Source organism: Neorhizobium turbinariae, from assembly GCF_023223505.1.
Lineage (GTDB): Bacteria > Pseudomonadota > Alphaproteobacteria > Rhizobiales > Rhizobiaceae > Neorhizobium > Neorhizobium turbinariae.
The window spans coordinates 302,090-318,068 of record NZ_JALPRY010000010.1 but is presented as its reverse complement, the minus strand read 5'-3'; the positions used below and the strand labels follow the sequence as shown (position 1 = coordinate 318,068).

Here is a 15,979-nt window from a genome sequence, read left to right as displayed (position 1 = left end):
TGGCGCAAACGACAATCGAGCGGATACAGGCATTGAAGAACAAGGAAAGGCGACCGGGGAAAAAGGGTGAGCCCGCAGCGGCGCAGCGCACGCAGCGTGGCGCAGCCAAGGCTGCAAGACCCATGTCGCCCAAGTCTGCGCCGCGCGCCTACAGCCAAGGCGGCAGGCCGGGTCCTAAATCCGAGAGCAAGCCGGTTGCAGACAAGGCGCAGCGCCCTGCTGCCGTGCCGGCGGCAGAAACCCGACCGCTTCTTACCCGCGCCGGTGATCGCCCGCCCGAACGCGTCCCGGTGATCCTGGAATCGGCAGGCGCCGGTGATTTCCACCTCATCGACAGCGGCAACGCGTTGAAGCTCGAGCAATACGGCCCTTACCGGATTGTCCGTCCGGAAGCCCAGGCGCTGTGGCGGCCGGCCCTGCCGGCGCATGTCTGGGAAAACGCGGATGCCGTCTTCACGGGTGACACCGACGAGGATGGCATGGGCCGCTGGCGGTTTCCCAAGCAGGCGCTCGGCGAAACCTGGCCGCTCTCGCTGCTCGACGTCGATTTCCTTGGCCGCTTTACCGCCTTTCGCCATGTCGGCGTTTTCCCGGAGCAGATCGTCCATTGGGAATGGATGAAGAAGCAGGTTGAAGATGCCAAACGGCCGCTGAAGGTGCTGAACCTGTTTGGTTATACCGGTGTCGCCTCGCTGGTTGCTGCCGCGGCCGGTGCCGAAGTCACCCATGTGGATGCATCCAAGAAGGCGATTGGCTGGGCCCGCGAAAACCAGTCGCTTGCACGTCTGGACAAGGCGCCTATCCGCTGGATCTGCGAGGATGCGATGAAGTTCATCCTGCGCGAGGAGCGCCGAGGCAACACGTATGACATCATCCTGACTGACCCGCCGAAGTTCGGCCGCGGTCCGAATGGTGAAGTCTGGCATCTCTTCGACCACCTGCCGCTGATGCTCGACATTTGCCGCCAGCTTCTGTCGGAGAAGGCGGTGGGCCTTGTGCTGACGGCTTATTCGATCCGGGCGAGCTTCTATTCGATCCATGAGTTGATGCGCGAGACCATGCGCGGCGCCGGCGGCGTCGTCGAGTCCGGCGAGCTCGTCATCCGCGAGGCAGGCCTTGAGGGCAAGGACCATGGCCGCGCGCTTTCCACATCCCTTTTCAGTCGTTGGGTGCCGGCATGACAGATCATTACCAGAAACCGGGCGCACGCCGGGTCGGGCAGGTGAAGGAAGTCACCTCCCTCGCAAATCCGATCATCAAGGACATCAAGGCGCTGACCAACAAGAAGGACCGCGAGGAAAGCGGTACCTTCATGGCCGAAGGCTTGAAGCTCGTCATCGACGCGCTGGAGCTTGGCTGGTCGATCCGCACCCTTGTTTACGCCAAGGCTGCCAAGGGCAAGCCGCTGGTCGAGCAGGTTGCCGCCAAGACCGTTGCACATGGCGGCCTGGTTCTGGAGGTGAGTGAAAAGGTTCTTTCCTCCGTCACCCGTCGCGACAATCCGCAGATGGTGGTCGGGATTTTCGAGCAGCGCTGGAAGCGGCTCGATGACCTCAAACCCAGCCAGAACGAAACTCTCGTTGCACTGGACCGGGTTCGCGATCCGGGCAATCTCGGCACGATCATCCGCACTGCCGATGCGGCTGGGGCCTCGGCCGTCATCCTCGTGGGGGAATCGACCGACCCCTTCTCGCTGGAAACGGTGCGCGCGACGATGGGCTCGGTCTTCGCCATGCCTGTCGTGAAATGCAGCGTGGATGAGTTCCTTGCCTGGCAGAAGCGGTCCGGCGCGCAGGTCGTTGCGACGCATCTTGCCGGTGCCGTCGACTACCGCACCGTGGACTACAAGAAAAAGCCGACCATCGTGCTGATGGGCAACGAGCGATCCGGCCTGCCGGATGTTCTTGCCAATGCGGCCGACCGCACGGTTCGCATCCCCCAGCAGGGAAGGGCGGATTCGCTCAATCTTGCTGTCGCAACAGCGGTAATGCTGTTTGAGGCGCGGCGCCATCTCCTCAGCCTGGATGAGACGAAATGACAGCACGCGCTGCCTTCCTGTCGCGCCCGCTGACGGCGGTGATCGTGATCGTCGTTGCGGTCCTTCTCGACCAGGCCATCAAGCTGGCGGTGGAGAATTATCTTCCTATGCACGAAGCGGTGCCGGTGATGCCCTTCCTGGCGCTTTACCGCACCTATAACCTCGGCGTTGCCTTCTCGCTCCTGTCTGGCATGGAGCGCGAGTTCATTGTCGGCATGCGGGTCATCATCATCGCCTTCGTGATCTGGCTCTGGCGGCGCACCCCGAACGATCGTGCTTTCGCACATGGCGGCTTCATGCTGATTATCGCAGGCGCGATCGGCAATCTCATCGACGGTTTTGCCTACGGTCATGTGATCGACTACATCCTGTTCCATACAGCGACCTGGTCGTTTGCTGTCTTCAACCTCGCAGACAGCTTCATCACCGTCGGCGCGGGGCTTGTGATCCTCGACGAACTGGTCAGCCCGAAGGACAAGCAGAATCCCGCCGATCATTAGAATTTTATCGGATTGCTCCAAGGATCTGCAAAGAACCCGCGCTAGTCTGGGCACATGCGGGATATTGCTGACATCCACGAGCGCATTGCCAAAGCCTTCTCCTTGTCGGTGAGGGACGAGGACAATGAGTCCCCGCCGGAGCGGTTTGTCCCGCCCCATCAACTGCGCCCAATAAGCTCCGAACAAACGCCACCTTCGGGCCCTTTCGGCGGTCTCTTTTCCCGGCTCGCCGCTTGGCGCCGACGCAAGGGACGCGATCCCCATCAAGTGGAAACGGCCGGTGCAGCCAAGGCTCGCCAGATCGCCACCGTCGTTCACGAAATCCGCACGCCGTTGAACGGCATCCTCGGCATGACCCATCTTCTGGGCCAGACGAAGCTGACGGCCGAGCAGCAGAATTACCTGAGCGGCATTCGCCAGTCCGGCCACGCGCTGGCCCAGCTTGTCGAGGACCTGCTCGACTATTCGACGCTGGAGGCCGGGCGCTTCCGCCTGAACAACCGCGCCGAGAACCTGCGCCAGACCATCGAAAGCGTCGTTGAGATGTTGGCGCCACGAGCACATGAAAAGCGCATCGAGATCGCGGCCACGGTTGCGGCCGACGTACCGGACCTGCTCGATTTCGATCCGGCCCGTATCCGCCAGGTGCTGTTCAACGTCATCGGCAATGCGGTGAAGTTCACCAGCGAAGGTGGCGTGCTTGTTCACGTTTTCCTTGAGGAGAAGCCAGAAGGTGCCGACGTCACCATTGCAGTTGTCGATACCGGCCCGGGCATGACGCACGAGGACCAGCAGAAGGTCTTCGGCGAGTTCGAACAGGCAGGCAGCGCGGAAACTCGTAGCGGCGGTTCGGGCCTTGGCCTCGGCATTGCGTCGCGCATCCTGGCCGAATTCGGCGGCTCGCTTTCGGTTGCAAGCACCCGCGGCTCCGGCAGCACGTTTACGATCCGCTTCCCGCTGCGGCTTGCAGAAGCCGCGCAGGCAGGCCTGATCGAACGCAACCGGCTGCTTGCCAATTCGCGGGTCCTGCTTCTGGCGCCCGAAGGCCCCGCGGCCAAGGCAACCGTTGCGACGATCGAGACGCTGGGCGGCCGATGCCGGCATGTCTCTGGCACCGCCGAGGCTCAGGCATTGATCGATCGCGCTGCGGCCGGCCCGGTTCCCTATACCGACCTGATCGTCGATCATCGGCTCGCTTCGGACTATGCCAACGAGAAGGCGCATGCCCCGCTTCACCGGATCCTGCTCGTTAATCCGGAAGAGCGGGCCTCCCAGCCGCAGGACTTCTTCGATGCCTGGTTGATCCGCCCGCTTCGGGAAAAGTCACTGATCGACGTTTTGAGCGGCCGCATGCGTGGCTTCCGGACCAAGGATGCGCTGCAGGAAAGTGTCACCTCGCAGGTTGAACTGGCGGCGACCGCACCGGCAAAGCGCAGCCTCGACATCCTGCTTGGCGAGGATGACCCGGTGAACGCCCTGCTTCTGCGCGCAACGCTGACGAAGGCTGGCCATCGGGTGCATCGCTGCGACGACTTTGCGGCGCTGGTCGAAGCCGTAACCGACGAAGTGGCCGTTCCCGATCTCATCCTGTCCGACATGCATATGCCAGGCGGCGAGCTTGGAGATCTCTTCTCGGCGATGTGCGAGCGGAGCCACACCGCCTCGCTGCCGGTGATTGTTCTCACCGGTGACAGCAACGAGGATCTCAAGCGCGAGGCTCTGCGCATGGGTGCCCGCATGGTTCTCGAAAAACCCGTAGACCCGACACGGCTCCTGCAGGAGATTGAGGCCTTGCACCTCTTCCACCGGCAACAGCAGTCACATTGACGGATTGGATGGCGGGACCTATTGTGCCCGCGGCTGTCACGTTTCTGTCGCAGGAGCGTGATTAACGATGGTGGTCCAACCCGGGCGGGGAAATCACCATGGCAACCGAACTCCTGAAACGCGAAGTGACCGTGTCTTCAAACCAGGCGCCGGCCCCTGTTCCGGCAAGCGGCGATACATTCGGCCGCATTGGGCAGCTCGAAACCCGGCTGGCCCGCAACGCGCGCGAGATCGAGGCGGCCCAGGCCGTCCGTTATCGCGTTTTCGTCGAAGAGATGAATGCGCAGCTCAGCCCGGAGGCGATGAGCAGCAAACGCGACATGGATTCCTACGATGCCTTCTGCGATCATCTGCTGGTTATCGACCATTCCATCCCCGGCGAGATCGAAGACCAGATCGTCGGCACCTACCGGCTGCTGCGCCAGGACGTAGCGCGCGCCAATGGCGGCTTCTACTCGGCCTCGGAATACGACATCGAACCACTGCTCGCCCGCCACCCGGACAAGCAGTTCATGGAACTCGGCCGGTCCTGCGTGCTGCCCGATTATCGCACGAAGCGTACCGTCGAGCTCCTGTGGCAGGGCAACTGGGCCTATTCGCTGAAGCATGGCATGAGCGCCATGTTCGGCTGCGCGTCCTTCTCCGGTGTCAAGCCGGAAGAGCATGCCGTCGCTCTCTCCTTCCTCCACCACACGGTGTCGGCCAAGGGCGAATGGGCGGTTTCGGCGCGGCCTGAACTCTACAACAACATGGACCTGATGCCGCTCGAGACCATCAATACGCGACAGGCCTTGAGCGCCCTTCCGCCGTTGATCAAGGGTTATCTGCGCCTCGGCGCCATGGTTGGAGACGGCGCCGTTGTCGATCGCGCCTTTAACACGACCGACGTGCTGATCGTGCTGCCGATCGCCTCGATCTCGAACCGCTACATCAATTATTACGGTGCAGACGCCGGCCGGTTCGCCGGCTAACGCATCAGCCGGATCAGACCCCGGTACTCGATCGTCTCGTTTGCCGTGAGGAGCAGCATGCTCTCCAGCGGTTGCTCTGGACGGAAGTGCTTAAGCCTTGGTGGTCGAAAGCTAGTTCGAGCGTTTAGCTATTCGATGACCTTCATGAGGCTGCGCCGGTGGACCTCGTTGAGATGAACTCTAATCCACCGGGCACACTGCTTCAATGCTGTCACGTACCCGCGTTGTAGGCGGCAATCGCCGCCATGTTGACGATGTCGCTGTCCTTGGCGCCCATCTGGGTGATCTGGACGGACTTGTCCAGGCCGACCAGCAGTGGGCCGATCACCGTCGAGGCGCCAAGCTCCTGCAGCATCCGCGTCGAGATCGAGGCCGAATGGATGGCCGGCATCACCAGCACATTGGCGGTGCCGGACAAACGGCAGAACGGATACTGCTCCATCCGATGCGCATTGAGCGCCACATCGGCGCCCATTTCACCGTCGAACTCGAAGTCCACGCGGCGCTGGTCGAGGATCCGCACCGCTTCCCTCACCCGTTCCGAGCGTTCGCCGGTCGGCTGCCCGAATGTGGAATAAGCAAGCAGCGCCACGCGTGGCTCGTAGCCCATCCGCTTGGCGACCCTTGCCGCTTCAACCGCAATATCGGCAATCTGCTCGGCGTTCGGCATGTCATGCACGGCAGTGTCGGCGACGAAGATCGTGCGCCCGCGGGCGATCACCAGCGACACCCCGATCACCTTGTGCCCCGGCTTTACGTCGATGCAGCGGCGCACATCCGAAAGGGCGGTGGCGTAATTGCGTGTCGTGCCGGTCACCATGGCGTCCGCGTCACCCACGGCCACCATGGTCGCGGCGAAATGGTTGCGGTCGTTGTGGATCAGTCGCTGCACGTCGCGCAGCAGGAAACCCTGGCGCTGCAGCCGCGCGTAAAGGTGGTCGACATAGGCATCGACGCGGTTGGACAGGCGGGCGTTGACGATCTCGATGCCCGGGCGGTCGAGATCAATGCCGGCCTTTTCGGCCGTGGCTCGGATCACGTCGTCGCGCCCGAGCAGGATCGCCGTGCCAAGCTTCTGGTGGGTGAACGAGATTGCCGCCCGCATTACCTGCTCTTCTTCGGCTTCCGCGAAGACAACCCGCTTCGGGAACCGGCGCACCCGCTCGTAGATGCCTTGCGTGGTCGCGGCGATCGGATCGCGACGGGCTGAAAGCTCGCGCGCATAGGCGGCAAGATCCGGGATCGCTTTGCGCGCCACGCCGCTTTCCATCGCGGCTTCCGCAACCGCGACCGGAATGGCCGAGATCAGCCGCGGATCGAAGGGAACAGGGATGATGTATTGCGGCCCGAACCGCGGGCGATTTCCCTGGTAGGCAGCGGCAACATCGTCGGGCACGTCCTCGCGCGCCAGATTGGCAAGCGCACGGGCGGCGGCAATTTTCATGGCGTCGTTGATCTGGCTTGCCCGCACATCGAGCGCGCCGCGGAAGATGTAAGGGAAACCCAGCACGTTGTTGACCTGGTTCGGATAATCCGAGCGCCCGGTCGCCATGATCGCATCTTCGCGGATGCGCGCCACTTCCTCCGGCGTGATTTCCGGATCCGGATTGGCCATGGCGAAGATGATCGGCCGGTCCGCCATGGAGCGTATCATGTCTTCGGTGAAGGCGCCCTTCTGCGACAGGCCGAATACCACGTCCGCGCCCTTCATCGCCTCCGCCAGCGTCCTCTTGTCGGTCTTGACCGCGTGCGCCGACTTCCACTGGTTCATGCCTTCGGTGCGGCCCTGGTAGATGACGCCCTTGGTATCGACCAGGATGATGTTTTCAGGATTGAAGCCCATCGCCTTGATGAGCTCGATGCAGGCAATCGCTGCCGCACCGGCGCCGTTGCAGACGAGCTTGGTGGTCTTCAGGTCGCGATCCGTCAGTTCCAGCGCGTTGATGAGCCCCGCGGCGGCGATGATGGCCGTACCATGCTGGTCGTCATGGAAGACCGGGATGTCCATGAGTTCGCGCAGCCGGCTTTCGATGATGAAGCATTCCGGCGCCTTGATGTCTTCCAGGTTGATGCCGCCGAAGGAGGGCCCGAGGTAGCGGACGCAGTTGATGAACTCGTCGACATTCTCGGTATCGACCTCGAGGTCGATCGAATCGACATCGGCAAAGCGCTTGAACAGCACCGCCTTGCCTTCCATGACAGGCTTGGAGGCGAGTGCACCGAGATTGCCAAGCCCGAGGATGGCCGTGCCGTTGGAAATGACCGCCACCATGTTGCCGCGCGCGGTATAGTCATAAGCCGTGGCAGGATCGGCGGCGATCGCCTTCACCGGCACGGCGACGCCGGGAGAATAGGCCAGCGAAAGGTCGCGCTGGGTTGCCATGGGTTTTGTCGGGTTGATTTCCAGCTTGCCCGGCCGCCCCTCCGAGTGAAAATCCAGAGCCTCCTGCTCCGTCACCGATGCACGCGTTTGCGCTGCGCCCTTCGACGCTGTGTCGTTCGCGGCCATGTCTCCTCCAGCTTTTTTGTGGGCAGCCGTCCCCGGGGCTGCTGCAGATGTTGTCTTTCAAGGGTCATAATCGATAGTGTCGCAGGTTCGAGCACGCAACAAAAAACGGTCCCGTGACCCAGTACGAACGATTCTCCACCGAAGCATTGAACGCGGCCGAGCTTGCCACTGAGGAAAGCCGTGCTTCGGCAACGCCGATGATGGAGCAGTTCATCGAGATCAAGGCGAACAACCCCGGTTCGCTGCTCTTCTACCGGATGGGCGATTTCTACGAGCTGTTTTTCCAGGACGCGGTGGATGCGTCGCGCGCGCTCGGCATCACGCTCACCAAGCGCGGCCAGCATATGGGCCAGGACATCCCCATGTGCGGCGTGCCCGTCCATGCAGCCGACGACTATCTGCAGAAGCTGATCGCGCTCGGTTTCCGCGTCGCCGTCTGTGAGCAGGTGGAAGATCCCGCCGAGGCAAAGAAGCGCGGCTCGAAATCGGTTGTGAAGCGCGACGTGGTACGGCTCGTCACACCCGGCACGATCACCGAGGAGAAGCTCCTCGTCGCGTCCGAGTCCAACTACCTGATGGCGCTTGCACGCATCCGCGGCTCGTCGGAAGCCCAGATGGCGCTTGCCTGGATCGACATCTCCACCGGTGTCTTCCGTCTGGCGGAAACCGACCAGTCGCGCCTGCTTGCGGATATCCTGCGCATCGATCCGCGCGAGCTCATCCTGCCGGATACAATGTTCCATGATCCGGAACTGAAGCCGGTCTTCGACGTGCTCGGCAAGGTGGCGGTGCCGCAGCCGGCCGTTCTCTTCGACAGCGCGAGCGCCGAAGGTCGCATCGCCCGTTATTTCGGCGTCGGCACGCTGGATGGCTTCGGCACCTTTTCCCGCTCCGAGCTTGCGGCGGCAGCCGCGGCCGTTGCCTATGTCGAGAAAACCCAGATCGCCGAACGCCCGCCGCTCGGCCGGCCCGAGCGCGAAAGCGGCGCATCGACGCTCTTCATCGACCCAGCGACGCGCGGCAACCTGGAGCTGACGCGGACACTCTCGGGAGATCGCGAAGGCACGTTGCTGAAGGCAATCGACCGCACGGTGACCGGCGGCGGCGCCCGCCTGCTGGCCGAGCGACTGATGTCGCCGCTGACCGACCCCGACCGCATCAACCGGCGGCTCGACTCCATCTCCTTCCTGCTCGATGAGCCGGGCCTGTGTTCCGAGCTTCGTTCATCGCTGAAGCACGTGCCGGACATGCCGCGCGCCCTTTCGCGCCTCGCGCTTGATCGCGGCGGACCACGTGATCTGGGCGCCATTCTGGCGGGTCTTGAAGCTGCGCGCGGTGTCACAGCCTTCCTCGACAAGGCAATGCTGCCGGAGGAGTTGAGCGAGGCGCTGGCAGACCTGAAAGCGCTGCCGGCGCAGCTCGAAACCATGCTGGGCGGCATGCTTGCCCAGGACCTGCCCCTGCTGAAGCGCGACGGCGGCTTCCTTGCGGAGGGTGCCAATGCCGAACTCGATGAAGTGAGAGCCCTCCGTGACCAGTCGCGCAAGGTGATCGCCGGCCTGCAACTGCAATATGCCGAAGAGACCGGCATCAAGTCGCTGAAGATCAAGCACAACAATGTGCTCGGTTACTTCATCGAGGTAACGGCCGGAAACGCCGGCGCCATGACCGACACGCCGGAGGGAAGGGCGCGCTTCATCCACCGCCAGACCATGGCAAGCGCCATGCGCTTCACCACGACTGAGCTTGCGGATCTCGAAACCCGGATCGCCAATGCCGCGGACAAGGCGCTGACCATCGAGCTTGAAGCCTTCGATACCATGGTGAAGGCGGTAACCGACGAAGCGGAAGTCATCAAGGCAGGTGCTCGTGCGCTTTCCGTCGTGGATGTCGCGGCGGGTCTCGCCATGCTGGCGGAAGAATGGGACTACCGCCGTCCGCTCGTCGACAACAGCCGCATGTTCCACATCGAAGGCGGCCGCCACCCGGTGGTGGAGCAGGCGCTGCGCAAGCAGTCTGCCGGGCCGTTCATAGCAAATGATTGCGATCTCTCTCCCCATGATGGTCCGCAGTCGCGCGAAGGCTATGGTGCGCTCTGGCTGCTTACCGGCCCCAACATGGGTGGTAAATCCACCTTCCTGCGCCAGAATGCGCTGATCGCCATTCTCGCCCAGATGGGATCCTTCGTGCCGGCGGCGACCGCACATGTCGGCATCGTCGACCGCCTTTTCTCGCGCGTCGGCGCCTCCGACGATCTCGCGCGCGGCCGCTCCACCTTCATGGTGGAGATGGTCGAGACCGCCGCCATCCTCAATCAGGCGACCGACCGCTCGCTCGTCATCCTGGATGAAATCGGGCGTGGCACAGCGACTTTCGACGGCCTTTCGATTGCTTGGGCGGCGGTCGAGCACCTGCATGAGGCAAACCGCTGCCGCGGCCTGTTTGCCACCCATTTCCACGAGTTGACGGTGCTTTCCGAAAAGCTCGACCGGCTGTCCAATGCCACGATGAAGGTCAAGGAATGGGATGGCGAGGTGATCTTCCTGCACGAGGTTGGCCCCGGTGCCGCCGACCGTTCCTACGGCATCCAGGTCGCACGTCTTGCAGGCCTGCCCGACAGCGTGGTCGCCCGCGCCCGCGATGTGCTGACAAAGCTTGAGGATTCCGACCGCAAGAACCCGGCCAGCCAGCTGATTGATGATCTTCCGCTCTTCCAGGTGGCGGTGCGCAAGGAAGAAGCCAAGCGTGCCGGACCTTCGAAGGTGGAAGAGGCGCTGAGCGCCATCAATCCGGACGACATGACACCTCGCGAGGCACTCGACGCGCTGTATGCGTTGAAGAAGCAGTTGGGCTGACCGGCGCCGTGGTCTTTAATGACACGTTTCTGCCAGGTTGACAGGCAACGACTTCGAAACGTCGCGTGCTTATAAACGTTGTCCGGAATGCCGCGAGACTTTATGAGGCATGCCGGGGCAGCGGCAGGACACCATGGCCAAAAACGAAATCGACTTCTCTGAACTTCTCGATCTTGCTCGTCTTCGCACCGATTGCGAGGCGATCGTCAAGGATGGCGCGCTCAAGCAGTTGGAGGCGCGCGGCGCGCTCCTGCCGGTGTTGCGCAAAGCAAGCGTCGAGGGGCGCAAGAAGGCGCGCGAACTTCTCGCCAAGGATGGCAGCGGGCTTGCCTGTGCACGTCGCATTTCCTGGCTACAAGACCAGATCATCACCGTGCTCCATGATATTGTCGTCGCGGGCTTTCATCCCGAGGGCAAGGATATCGCGGTTGCAGCCGTCGGCGGTTATGGCCGCGGCACGCTGGCGCCAGGATCCGATATCGACCTGCTGTTTCTTTTGCCGGAAAAGAACTCGGATGCCATGCGAAAGGCGGTCGAGTTCCTGCTTTATGTCCTGTGGGACCTGGGCTTCAAGGTTGGTCACGCCACCCGCACCGTGGAAGAGTGCATCGGCCTCTCCAAGGGTGACATGACGATCCGTACGGCGATCCTCGAAAGCCGCTATATCTGCGGCAGCGCGCCGCTGGTGACAGATCTCGAGACCCGCTTCGACAAGGAGATCGTCGCCGATACCGGCCCGGAATTCATCGCTGCCAAACTTGCTGAACGCGACGCGCGCCACCAGAAGGCGGGCGATACGCGTTATCTCGTCGAGCCGAATGTCAAGGAAGGCAAGGGCGGCCTGCGCGACCTTCATACCCTGTTCTGGATCGCCAAATATTATTACCGCGTCCGCGACCCGGCCGAGCTTGTAAAATTCGGCGTCCTGTCGCGCGAGGAAACGCGGCTGTTTGAGAAGGCCGACGACTTCCTCTGGGCGGTGCGTTGCCACATGCATTTCCTCACCGGGAAGGCGGAGGAGCGGCTGTCCTTCGATATCCAGCGGGAGATCGCCGAAAGCCTGGGTTACCAGTCGCGCCCGGGTCTCTCGGCCGTCGAACGCTTCATGAAGCATTACTTCCTGGTATCGAAAAATGTCGGCGACCTGACCCGCATTCTGTGTGCCGCTCTCGAAGAACAGCAGGCGAAGGCAGCACCCGGTCTCACCCGCCGCGTCATTTCCCGTTTTACCAAGCGGCTTCACAAGATCCCCGGCACGCTAGACTTCGTCGAAGACCGCGGACGCATCAACCTTGCTGATCCCGATGTCTTCAAGCGCGACCCGATCAACATCATCCGCTTTTTCCATGTGGCCGATATCAACGGGCTGGAACTGCACCCGGATGCCCTGAAGCGCATGACGCGGTCGCTGTCGCTGATCGATCAGACCGTGCGCGAGAACGACGAAGCCAACCGGCTCTTCATCTCCATGCTCACCTCGCGTCGGGATCCGGCGCTGATGCTGCGGCGAATGAACGAGGCGGGCGTGCTCGGCCGCTTCATTCCCGAGTTCGGCAAGGTCGTGGCGATGATGCAGTTCAACATGTATCACCACTACACTGTCGACGAGCATCTGATCCGCTCCGTCGAAGCGCTGTCGGAAGTCGACCAGGGCAGGTCGGCCGAGATCCATCCGCTTTCCAATACGCTGATGCCGGGCATCGAAGAGCGCACCGTGCTTTACGTGGCGGTGCTTCTGCATGACGTTGCGAAGGGCCGTCAGGAAGACCATTCGATTGCCGGCGCGCGCATCGCTCGCAAGCTTTGCCCGAGGCTCGGCCTCAACCCGAAGCAGACCGAACTCGTCGTCTGGCTGATCGAGCAGCACCTTTTGATGTCGATGACGGCGCAGACCCGCGACCTTCACGACCGCAAGACCATCACCGACTTCGCCGAGAAGGTGCAGTCGATGGACCGGCTGAAGCTGCTTCTCGTGCTGACCATCTGCGATATCCGTGCAGTCGGGCCGGGTGTCTGGAACGGCTGGAAGGGCCAGTTGCTTCGCACTCTGTATTACGAAACCGAGCTGCTGCTTTCCGGCGGTTTCTCGGAAGTGTCGCGCAAGGAGCGCGCAAAGCTGGCTGAGGAAGAGCTGTTCCAGGCGCTTGGCGACTGGAGCCAGAAGGATCGGCGCACCTATTCCAAGCTCCACTACCAGCCATATCTCCTGTCGGTCTCGCTCGAGGACCAGGTTCGCCACGCGACCTTCATCCGCGACACGGACAAGGCAGGCCAGGCGCTTGCCACCATGGTGCGCACCGATAACTTCCACGCCATTACCGAAATCACGGTGCTGGCGCCGGACCATCCGCGCCTCCTGTCGATCATCGCCGGCGCCTGCGCTGCGGCCGGCGCCAACATTGCTGACGCGCAGATCTTCACCACGTCGGACGGGCGTGCACTGGATACGATCCTCATCAATCGCGAATTTCCGGTGGACGAAGACGAACTGCGGCGTGCCGGCACGATCAGCCGCATGATCGAGGATGTGCTGTCGGGCAAGAAGCGCCTGCCGGAGGTGATCGCCACGCGGGCCAAGTCCCGCAAGCGCAACAAGACCTTCGTGCTACCGCCTTCGGTCACGCTGTCGAACACGCTGTCGAACAAGTTCACGGTGATCGAGGTCGAATGCCTCGATCGCACCGGTCTGCTTGCGGATATCACGGCGGTGCTGGCGGACCTCTCGCTTGATATCCATTCCGCCCACATCACCACATTTGGCGAAAAGGTCATCGACACCTTCTACGTGACGGATCTCGTTGGCCAGAAGGTCGTCAACGAAAATCGGCAGGCGAACATTTCCGCGCGGCTGAAGGCCGTCATGGCCGAGCAGGAGGACGAGTTGAGAAGCGGCATGCCGTCCGGCATCATCGCACCTGCGCCAACACCCACACCTTCGCGCAAGACGAAGGCCAGCGCGTGAGCTGCCGCCCATGAGCCTCGTCAAGAAATTCGCCACCGTCGGCGGCGCCACGCTCGGCAGCCGCATCTTCGGTTTTGCCCGTGAAACCTTCATGGCCGCGGCACTCGGCACCGGCCCCATGGCCGACGTGTTTTACGCGGCTTTCCGCTTTCCCAACCTCTTTCGCCGGCTGTTTGCCGAGGGCGCATTCAATGCTGCCTTCGTGCCGCTATTTTCGAAGGAGATCGAGGCCAACGGGGTGGAGGGCGCCAAACGCTTTTCCGAAGAGGTGTTCGGGGTCCTGTTCTCCGCGCTGCTGATCATAACTATTGCCATGGAACTGATGATGCCGTGGCTGGTGCAATGGATCATTGCGCCCGGATTTGCGGATGATGCGGAGAAGACCTCGCTCACCATCCGCATGGCGGCGGTGATGTTCCCTTACCTCATGTGCATGTCGCTGACAGCGATGATGAGCGGCATGCTGAATTCGCTGCATCATTTCTTTGCGGCAGCCATCGCACCAGTATTCCTCAACGTGGTGATGATCGCGGCCCTGTTTTACGGCATGTGGATCGGCGCAGGTCCCGAACTCATCGCCTGGTACCTGTCCTGGAGCGTGCTGGTGGCGGGCGTGCTGCAGCTTTCCGTGGTTTATGTCGGCGTGCGGCACGCAGGTATCAATATCGGCTTTCGCCGCCCGCGCATGACGCCGAACGTCAAGCGCCTTCTGTGGCTTGCCGTACCGGCTGCGATCACCGGAGGCATCACCCAGATCAACCAGATCATCGGACAGGCGATCGCATCCGGAAAGGAAGGCGCGATCGCCGCGCTTCAATATGCGGACCGCATCTACCAGCTGCCGCTGGGTGTAGTCGGTGTCGCGGTGGGTGTCGTGCTTCTTCCGGAACTGTCGCGGGCCCTGAAAGGGGGGCATCTGAAGGAAGCGGCCAATACCCAGAACCGTTCGATCGAGTTCGTGCTGTTTTTGACGCTGCCGGCTGCGGCCGGCCTCTGGATGCTTTCCGACGCGATTATCCGTGTCCTTTACGAGCGCGGCGCGTTCTCGGCTGAAAATACCGCTGTCGTTGCATCGATCCTGGCGATCTATGGCATTGGCTTGCCCGGTTTCGTGCTTATCAAGGCGTTGCAGCCAGGCTTTTACGCGCGCGAGGACACCCGCACGCCGATGCGATTCACGATGATCTCCGTGGTCATCAACTCGGGCCTGGCGATCACACTCTTCCCGCTCATTGCGGAGCGTGGCATTGCCACGGCGGAAGCAACAGCCGGTTGGACAAACGTGCTGCTGCTGTTTGGCACGCTCGTCTGGCGCGGCCATCTGCAGTGGGAATGGGCGCTGGCGCGTCGAACGGCGCTGCTGGTCGTTTCAACCGCGGTCATGGCCGGCGCGCTTTATTACGCGCTGCCATATGCGATGCCGTGGCTCTCACCCGGCGCGCATCTGCTCCAACAGGTGCTCGCGCTCTCTTGCCTGTTGGCGCTGGCCATGATCGTTTATTTCGCGACCGCGTTCGCCATTGGTGGCGCCGATCTCGGCATGATCCGCCGCAACCTGAAGGGCAGGCGCAAGCCGGCTGCACCGCCGACCGAGTGACAGCCTTCGCGTCTCAGGACTTGCCGCGGCGCTTGTACTTTGCCGATTTGACCCGACCTTTGCCGCAATGTGCCCAGGTGCGCTTCGGGCCGATGTCCACATGCACGATGCCGTTGCAATAACGGCCGATGCCGCCGATGCCGGGCGCATTTGCCGCCGCAGCCAGGATGGTCTTTTCCGAAACACCCGGAACGCGGATGTCCGCGGCATAACAGCTGCTGTGCTGCGAGGTGCCGGAGCGTGGTCGGTGGCCTGAGGTCACAACCGGCTTCTTGCCGGTCCTCTTGGCAATATGCGCAAGAATAGCCCCAAGCTTTTCCGGGAAGCAGGCGGTTTTTACACTGACGCGTTGGACTGTATAATAGGCTGAATATTTATGTTTGAACGACGTGCCGCGGCGTTTTTGGTCATCTGCAGCGGCTGCGTGCAGGGCGGAGCTTACTGTCAAAAGGCAAGCAAGCGCGACGCGATAAAAATTGCGCATGGTATCCCCCGAGAATGAACCTGCCCTCATGGCAGGCTGTCTAGGCTCTGGTCTGGGTATTTCTTTCCTAAAAGAGGCGCGAATAAGGAGGCTTTTGCTCAAACGCGAGGAATGTGGGTGCCTTAATGGCTAACGGACGTTAACATATTAGCTTTGGCCGGGGAATGGTTTTGCGCGAAAGTATTGGAATCAAATACTTGCGTCCGATTCACGCTATTGAATCGTTAGACTCTGGT

10 protein-coding genes are annotated in these 15,979 nt (G+C 62.0%); 8 read left to right on the top strand and 2 right to left on the bottom strand.

Features of this window, described 5'->3' with window-relative positions:
- The first annotated feature begins 122 nt into the window (after positions 1-122).
- The 5 genes from M0654_RS10145 to M0654_RS10125 all read left to right on the top strand — a co-directional run bounded on the left by M0654_RS10145 (position 123) and on the right by M0654_RS10125 (position 5,336).
- Entirely contained in the window at positions 123-1,181 is a 1,059-nt protein-coding gene (locus tag M0654_RS10145; protein ID WP_248683064.1) for a class I SAM-dependent methyltransferase, read from the top strand.
- Positions 1,178-2,038, top strand: coding sequence for a TrmH family RNA methyltransferase (locus M0654_RS10140; protein WP_248682984.1), 861 nt, complete (start codon positions 1,178-1,180; stop codon positions 2,036-2,038). The genes M0654_RS10145 and M0654_RS10140 overlap by 4 nt, the downstream gene beginning before the upstream one ends.
- On the top strand, positions 2,035-2,538 hold the full coding sequence (gene lspA / locus M0654_RS10135) for a signal peptidase II (protein ID WP_248682983.1): 504 nt from the start codon (positions 2,035-2,037) through the stop codon (positions 2,536-2,538). Before M0654_RS10140 ends, lspA begins: the two co-directional genes overlap by 4 nt.
- Before the next feature lie 267 nt (positions 2,539-2,805).
- On the top strand, positions 2,806-4,365 hold the full coding sequence (locus M0654_RS10130; protein WP_248682982.1) for a hybrid sensor histidine kinase/response regulator: 1,560 nt from the start codon (positions 2,806-2,808) through the stop codon (positions 4,363-4,365).
- 98 nt (positions 4,366-4,463) lie between these two features.
- Complete coding sequence (locus M0654_RS10125) at positions 4,464-5,336, top strand: GNAT family N-acetyltransferase (RefSeq protein WP_248682981.1); 873 nt, start codon at positions 4,464-4,466, stop codon at positions 5,334-5,336.
- Positions 5,337-5,547: 211 nt separating this feature from the next.
- Here the strand turns inward: M0654_RS10125 and M0654_RS10120 are convergent, their stop codons facing one another.
- A complete protein-coding gene (locus M0654_RS10120) occupies positions 5,548-7,845 on the bottom strand; it encodes an NADP-dependent malic enzyme (RefSeq protein WP_248682980.1) in 2,298 nt (765 codons plus the stop codon).
- A 197-nt stretch (positions 7,846-8,042) separates the two neighbouring features.
- Here M0654_RS10120 and mutS point away from each other — a divergent pair, with 197 nt between their 5' ends.
- The 3 genes from mutS to murJ all read left to right on the top strand — a co-directional run bounded on the left by mutS (position 8,043) and on the right by murJ (position 15,259).
- Positions 8,043-10,700 carry a DNA mismatch repair protein MutS gene (gene mutS / locus M0654_RS10115; RefSeq protein WP_248683063.1) on the top strand — a complete coding sequence of 886 codons (2,658 nt, stop codon included), beginning with the start codon at positions 8,043-8,045 and terminating at the stop codon, positions 10,698-10,700.
- Positions 10,701-10,833: 133 nt separating this feature from the next.
- Positions 10,834-13,662 (top strand): [protein-PII] uridylyltransferase, encoded by a 2,829-nt coding sequence (locus M0654_RS10110; RefSeq protein WP_248682979.1) that lies wholly within the window; start codon positions 10,834-10,836, stop codon positions 13,660-13,662.
- Between the two features lie 10 nt (positions 13,663-13,672).
- Positions 13,673-15,259: a murein biosynthesis integral membrane protein MurJ gene (murJ, locus tag M0654_RS10105; RefSeq protein WP_248682978.1), complete on the top strand. Its 1,587-nt coding sequence runs from the start codon at positions 13,673-13,675 to the stop codon at positions 15,257-15,259.
- Positions 15,260-15,272: 13 nt separating this feature from the next.
- On the opposite strand, the gene M0654_RS10100 is transcribed toward murJ, so the two are convergent.
- Positions 15,273-15,743 carry a YcbK family protein gene (locus M0654_RS10100; RefSeq protein ID WP_118851394.1) on the bottom strand — a complete coding sequence of 157 codons (471 nt, stop codon included), beginning with the start codon at positions 15,741-15,743 and terminating at the stop codon, positions 15,273-15,275.
- Between the last annotated feature and the right edge of the window lie 236 nt (positions 15,744-15,979).

Bases quoted from the DNA above. Each gene is read 5' to 3' on its own strand.
- M0654_RS10145 (WP_248683064.1), top strand. From the start codon at position 123: ATGTCGCCCAAGTCTGCGCCGCGCGCCTACAGCCAAGGCGGCAGGCCG.
- M0654_RS10140 (WP_248682984.1), top strand. From the start codon at position 1,178: ATGACAGATCATTACCAGAAACCGGGCGCACGCCGGGTCGGGCAGGTG.
- lspA (WP_248682983.1), top strand. From the start codon at position 2,035: ATGACAGCACGCGCTGCCTTCCTGTCGCGCCCGCTGACGGCGGTGATC.
- M0654_RS10125 (WP_248682981.1), top strand. From the start codon at position 4,464: ATGGCAACCGAACTCCTGAAACGCGAAGTGACCGTGTCTTCAAACCAG.
- M0654_RS10120 (WP_248682980.1), bottom strand. From the start codon at position 7,845: ATGGCCGCGAACGACACAGCGTCGAAGGGCGCAGCGCAAACGCGTGCA.
- mutS (WP_248683063.1), top strand. From the start codon at position 8,043: ATGATGGAGCAGTTCATCGAGATCAAGGCGAACAACCCCGGTTCGCTG.
- M0654_RS10110 (WP_248682979.1), top strand. From the start codon at position 10,834: ATGGCCAAAAACGAAATCGACTTCTCTGAACTTCTCGATCTTGCTCGT.
- murJ (WP_248682978.1), top strand. From the start codon at position 13,673: ATGAGCCTCGTCAAGAAATTCGCCACCGTCGGCGGCGCCACGCTCGGC.
- M0654_RS10100 (WP_118851394.1), bottom strand. From the start codon at position 15,743: ATGCGCAATTTTTATCGCGTCGCGCTTGCTTGCCTTTTGACAGTAAGC.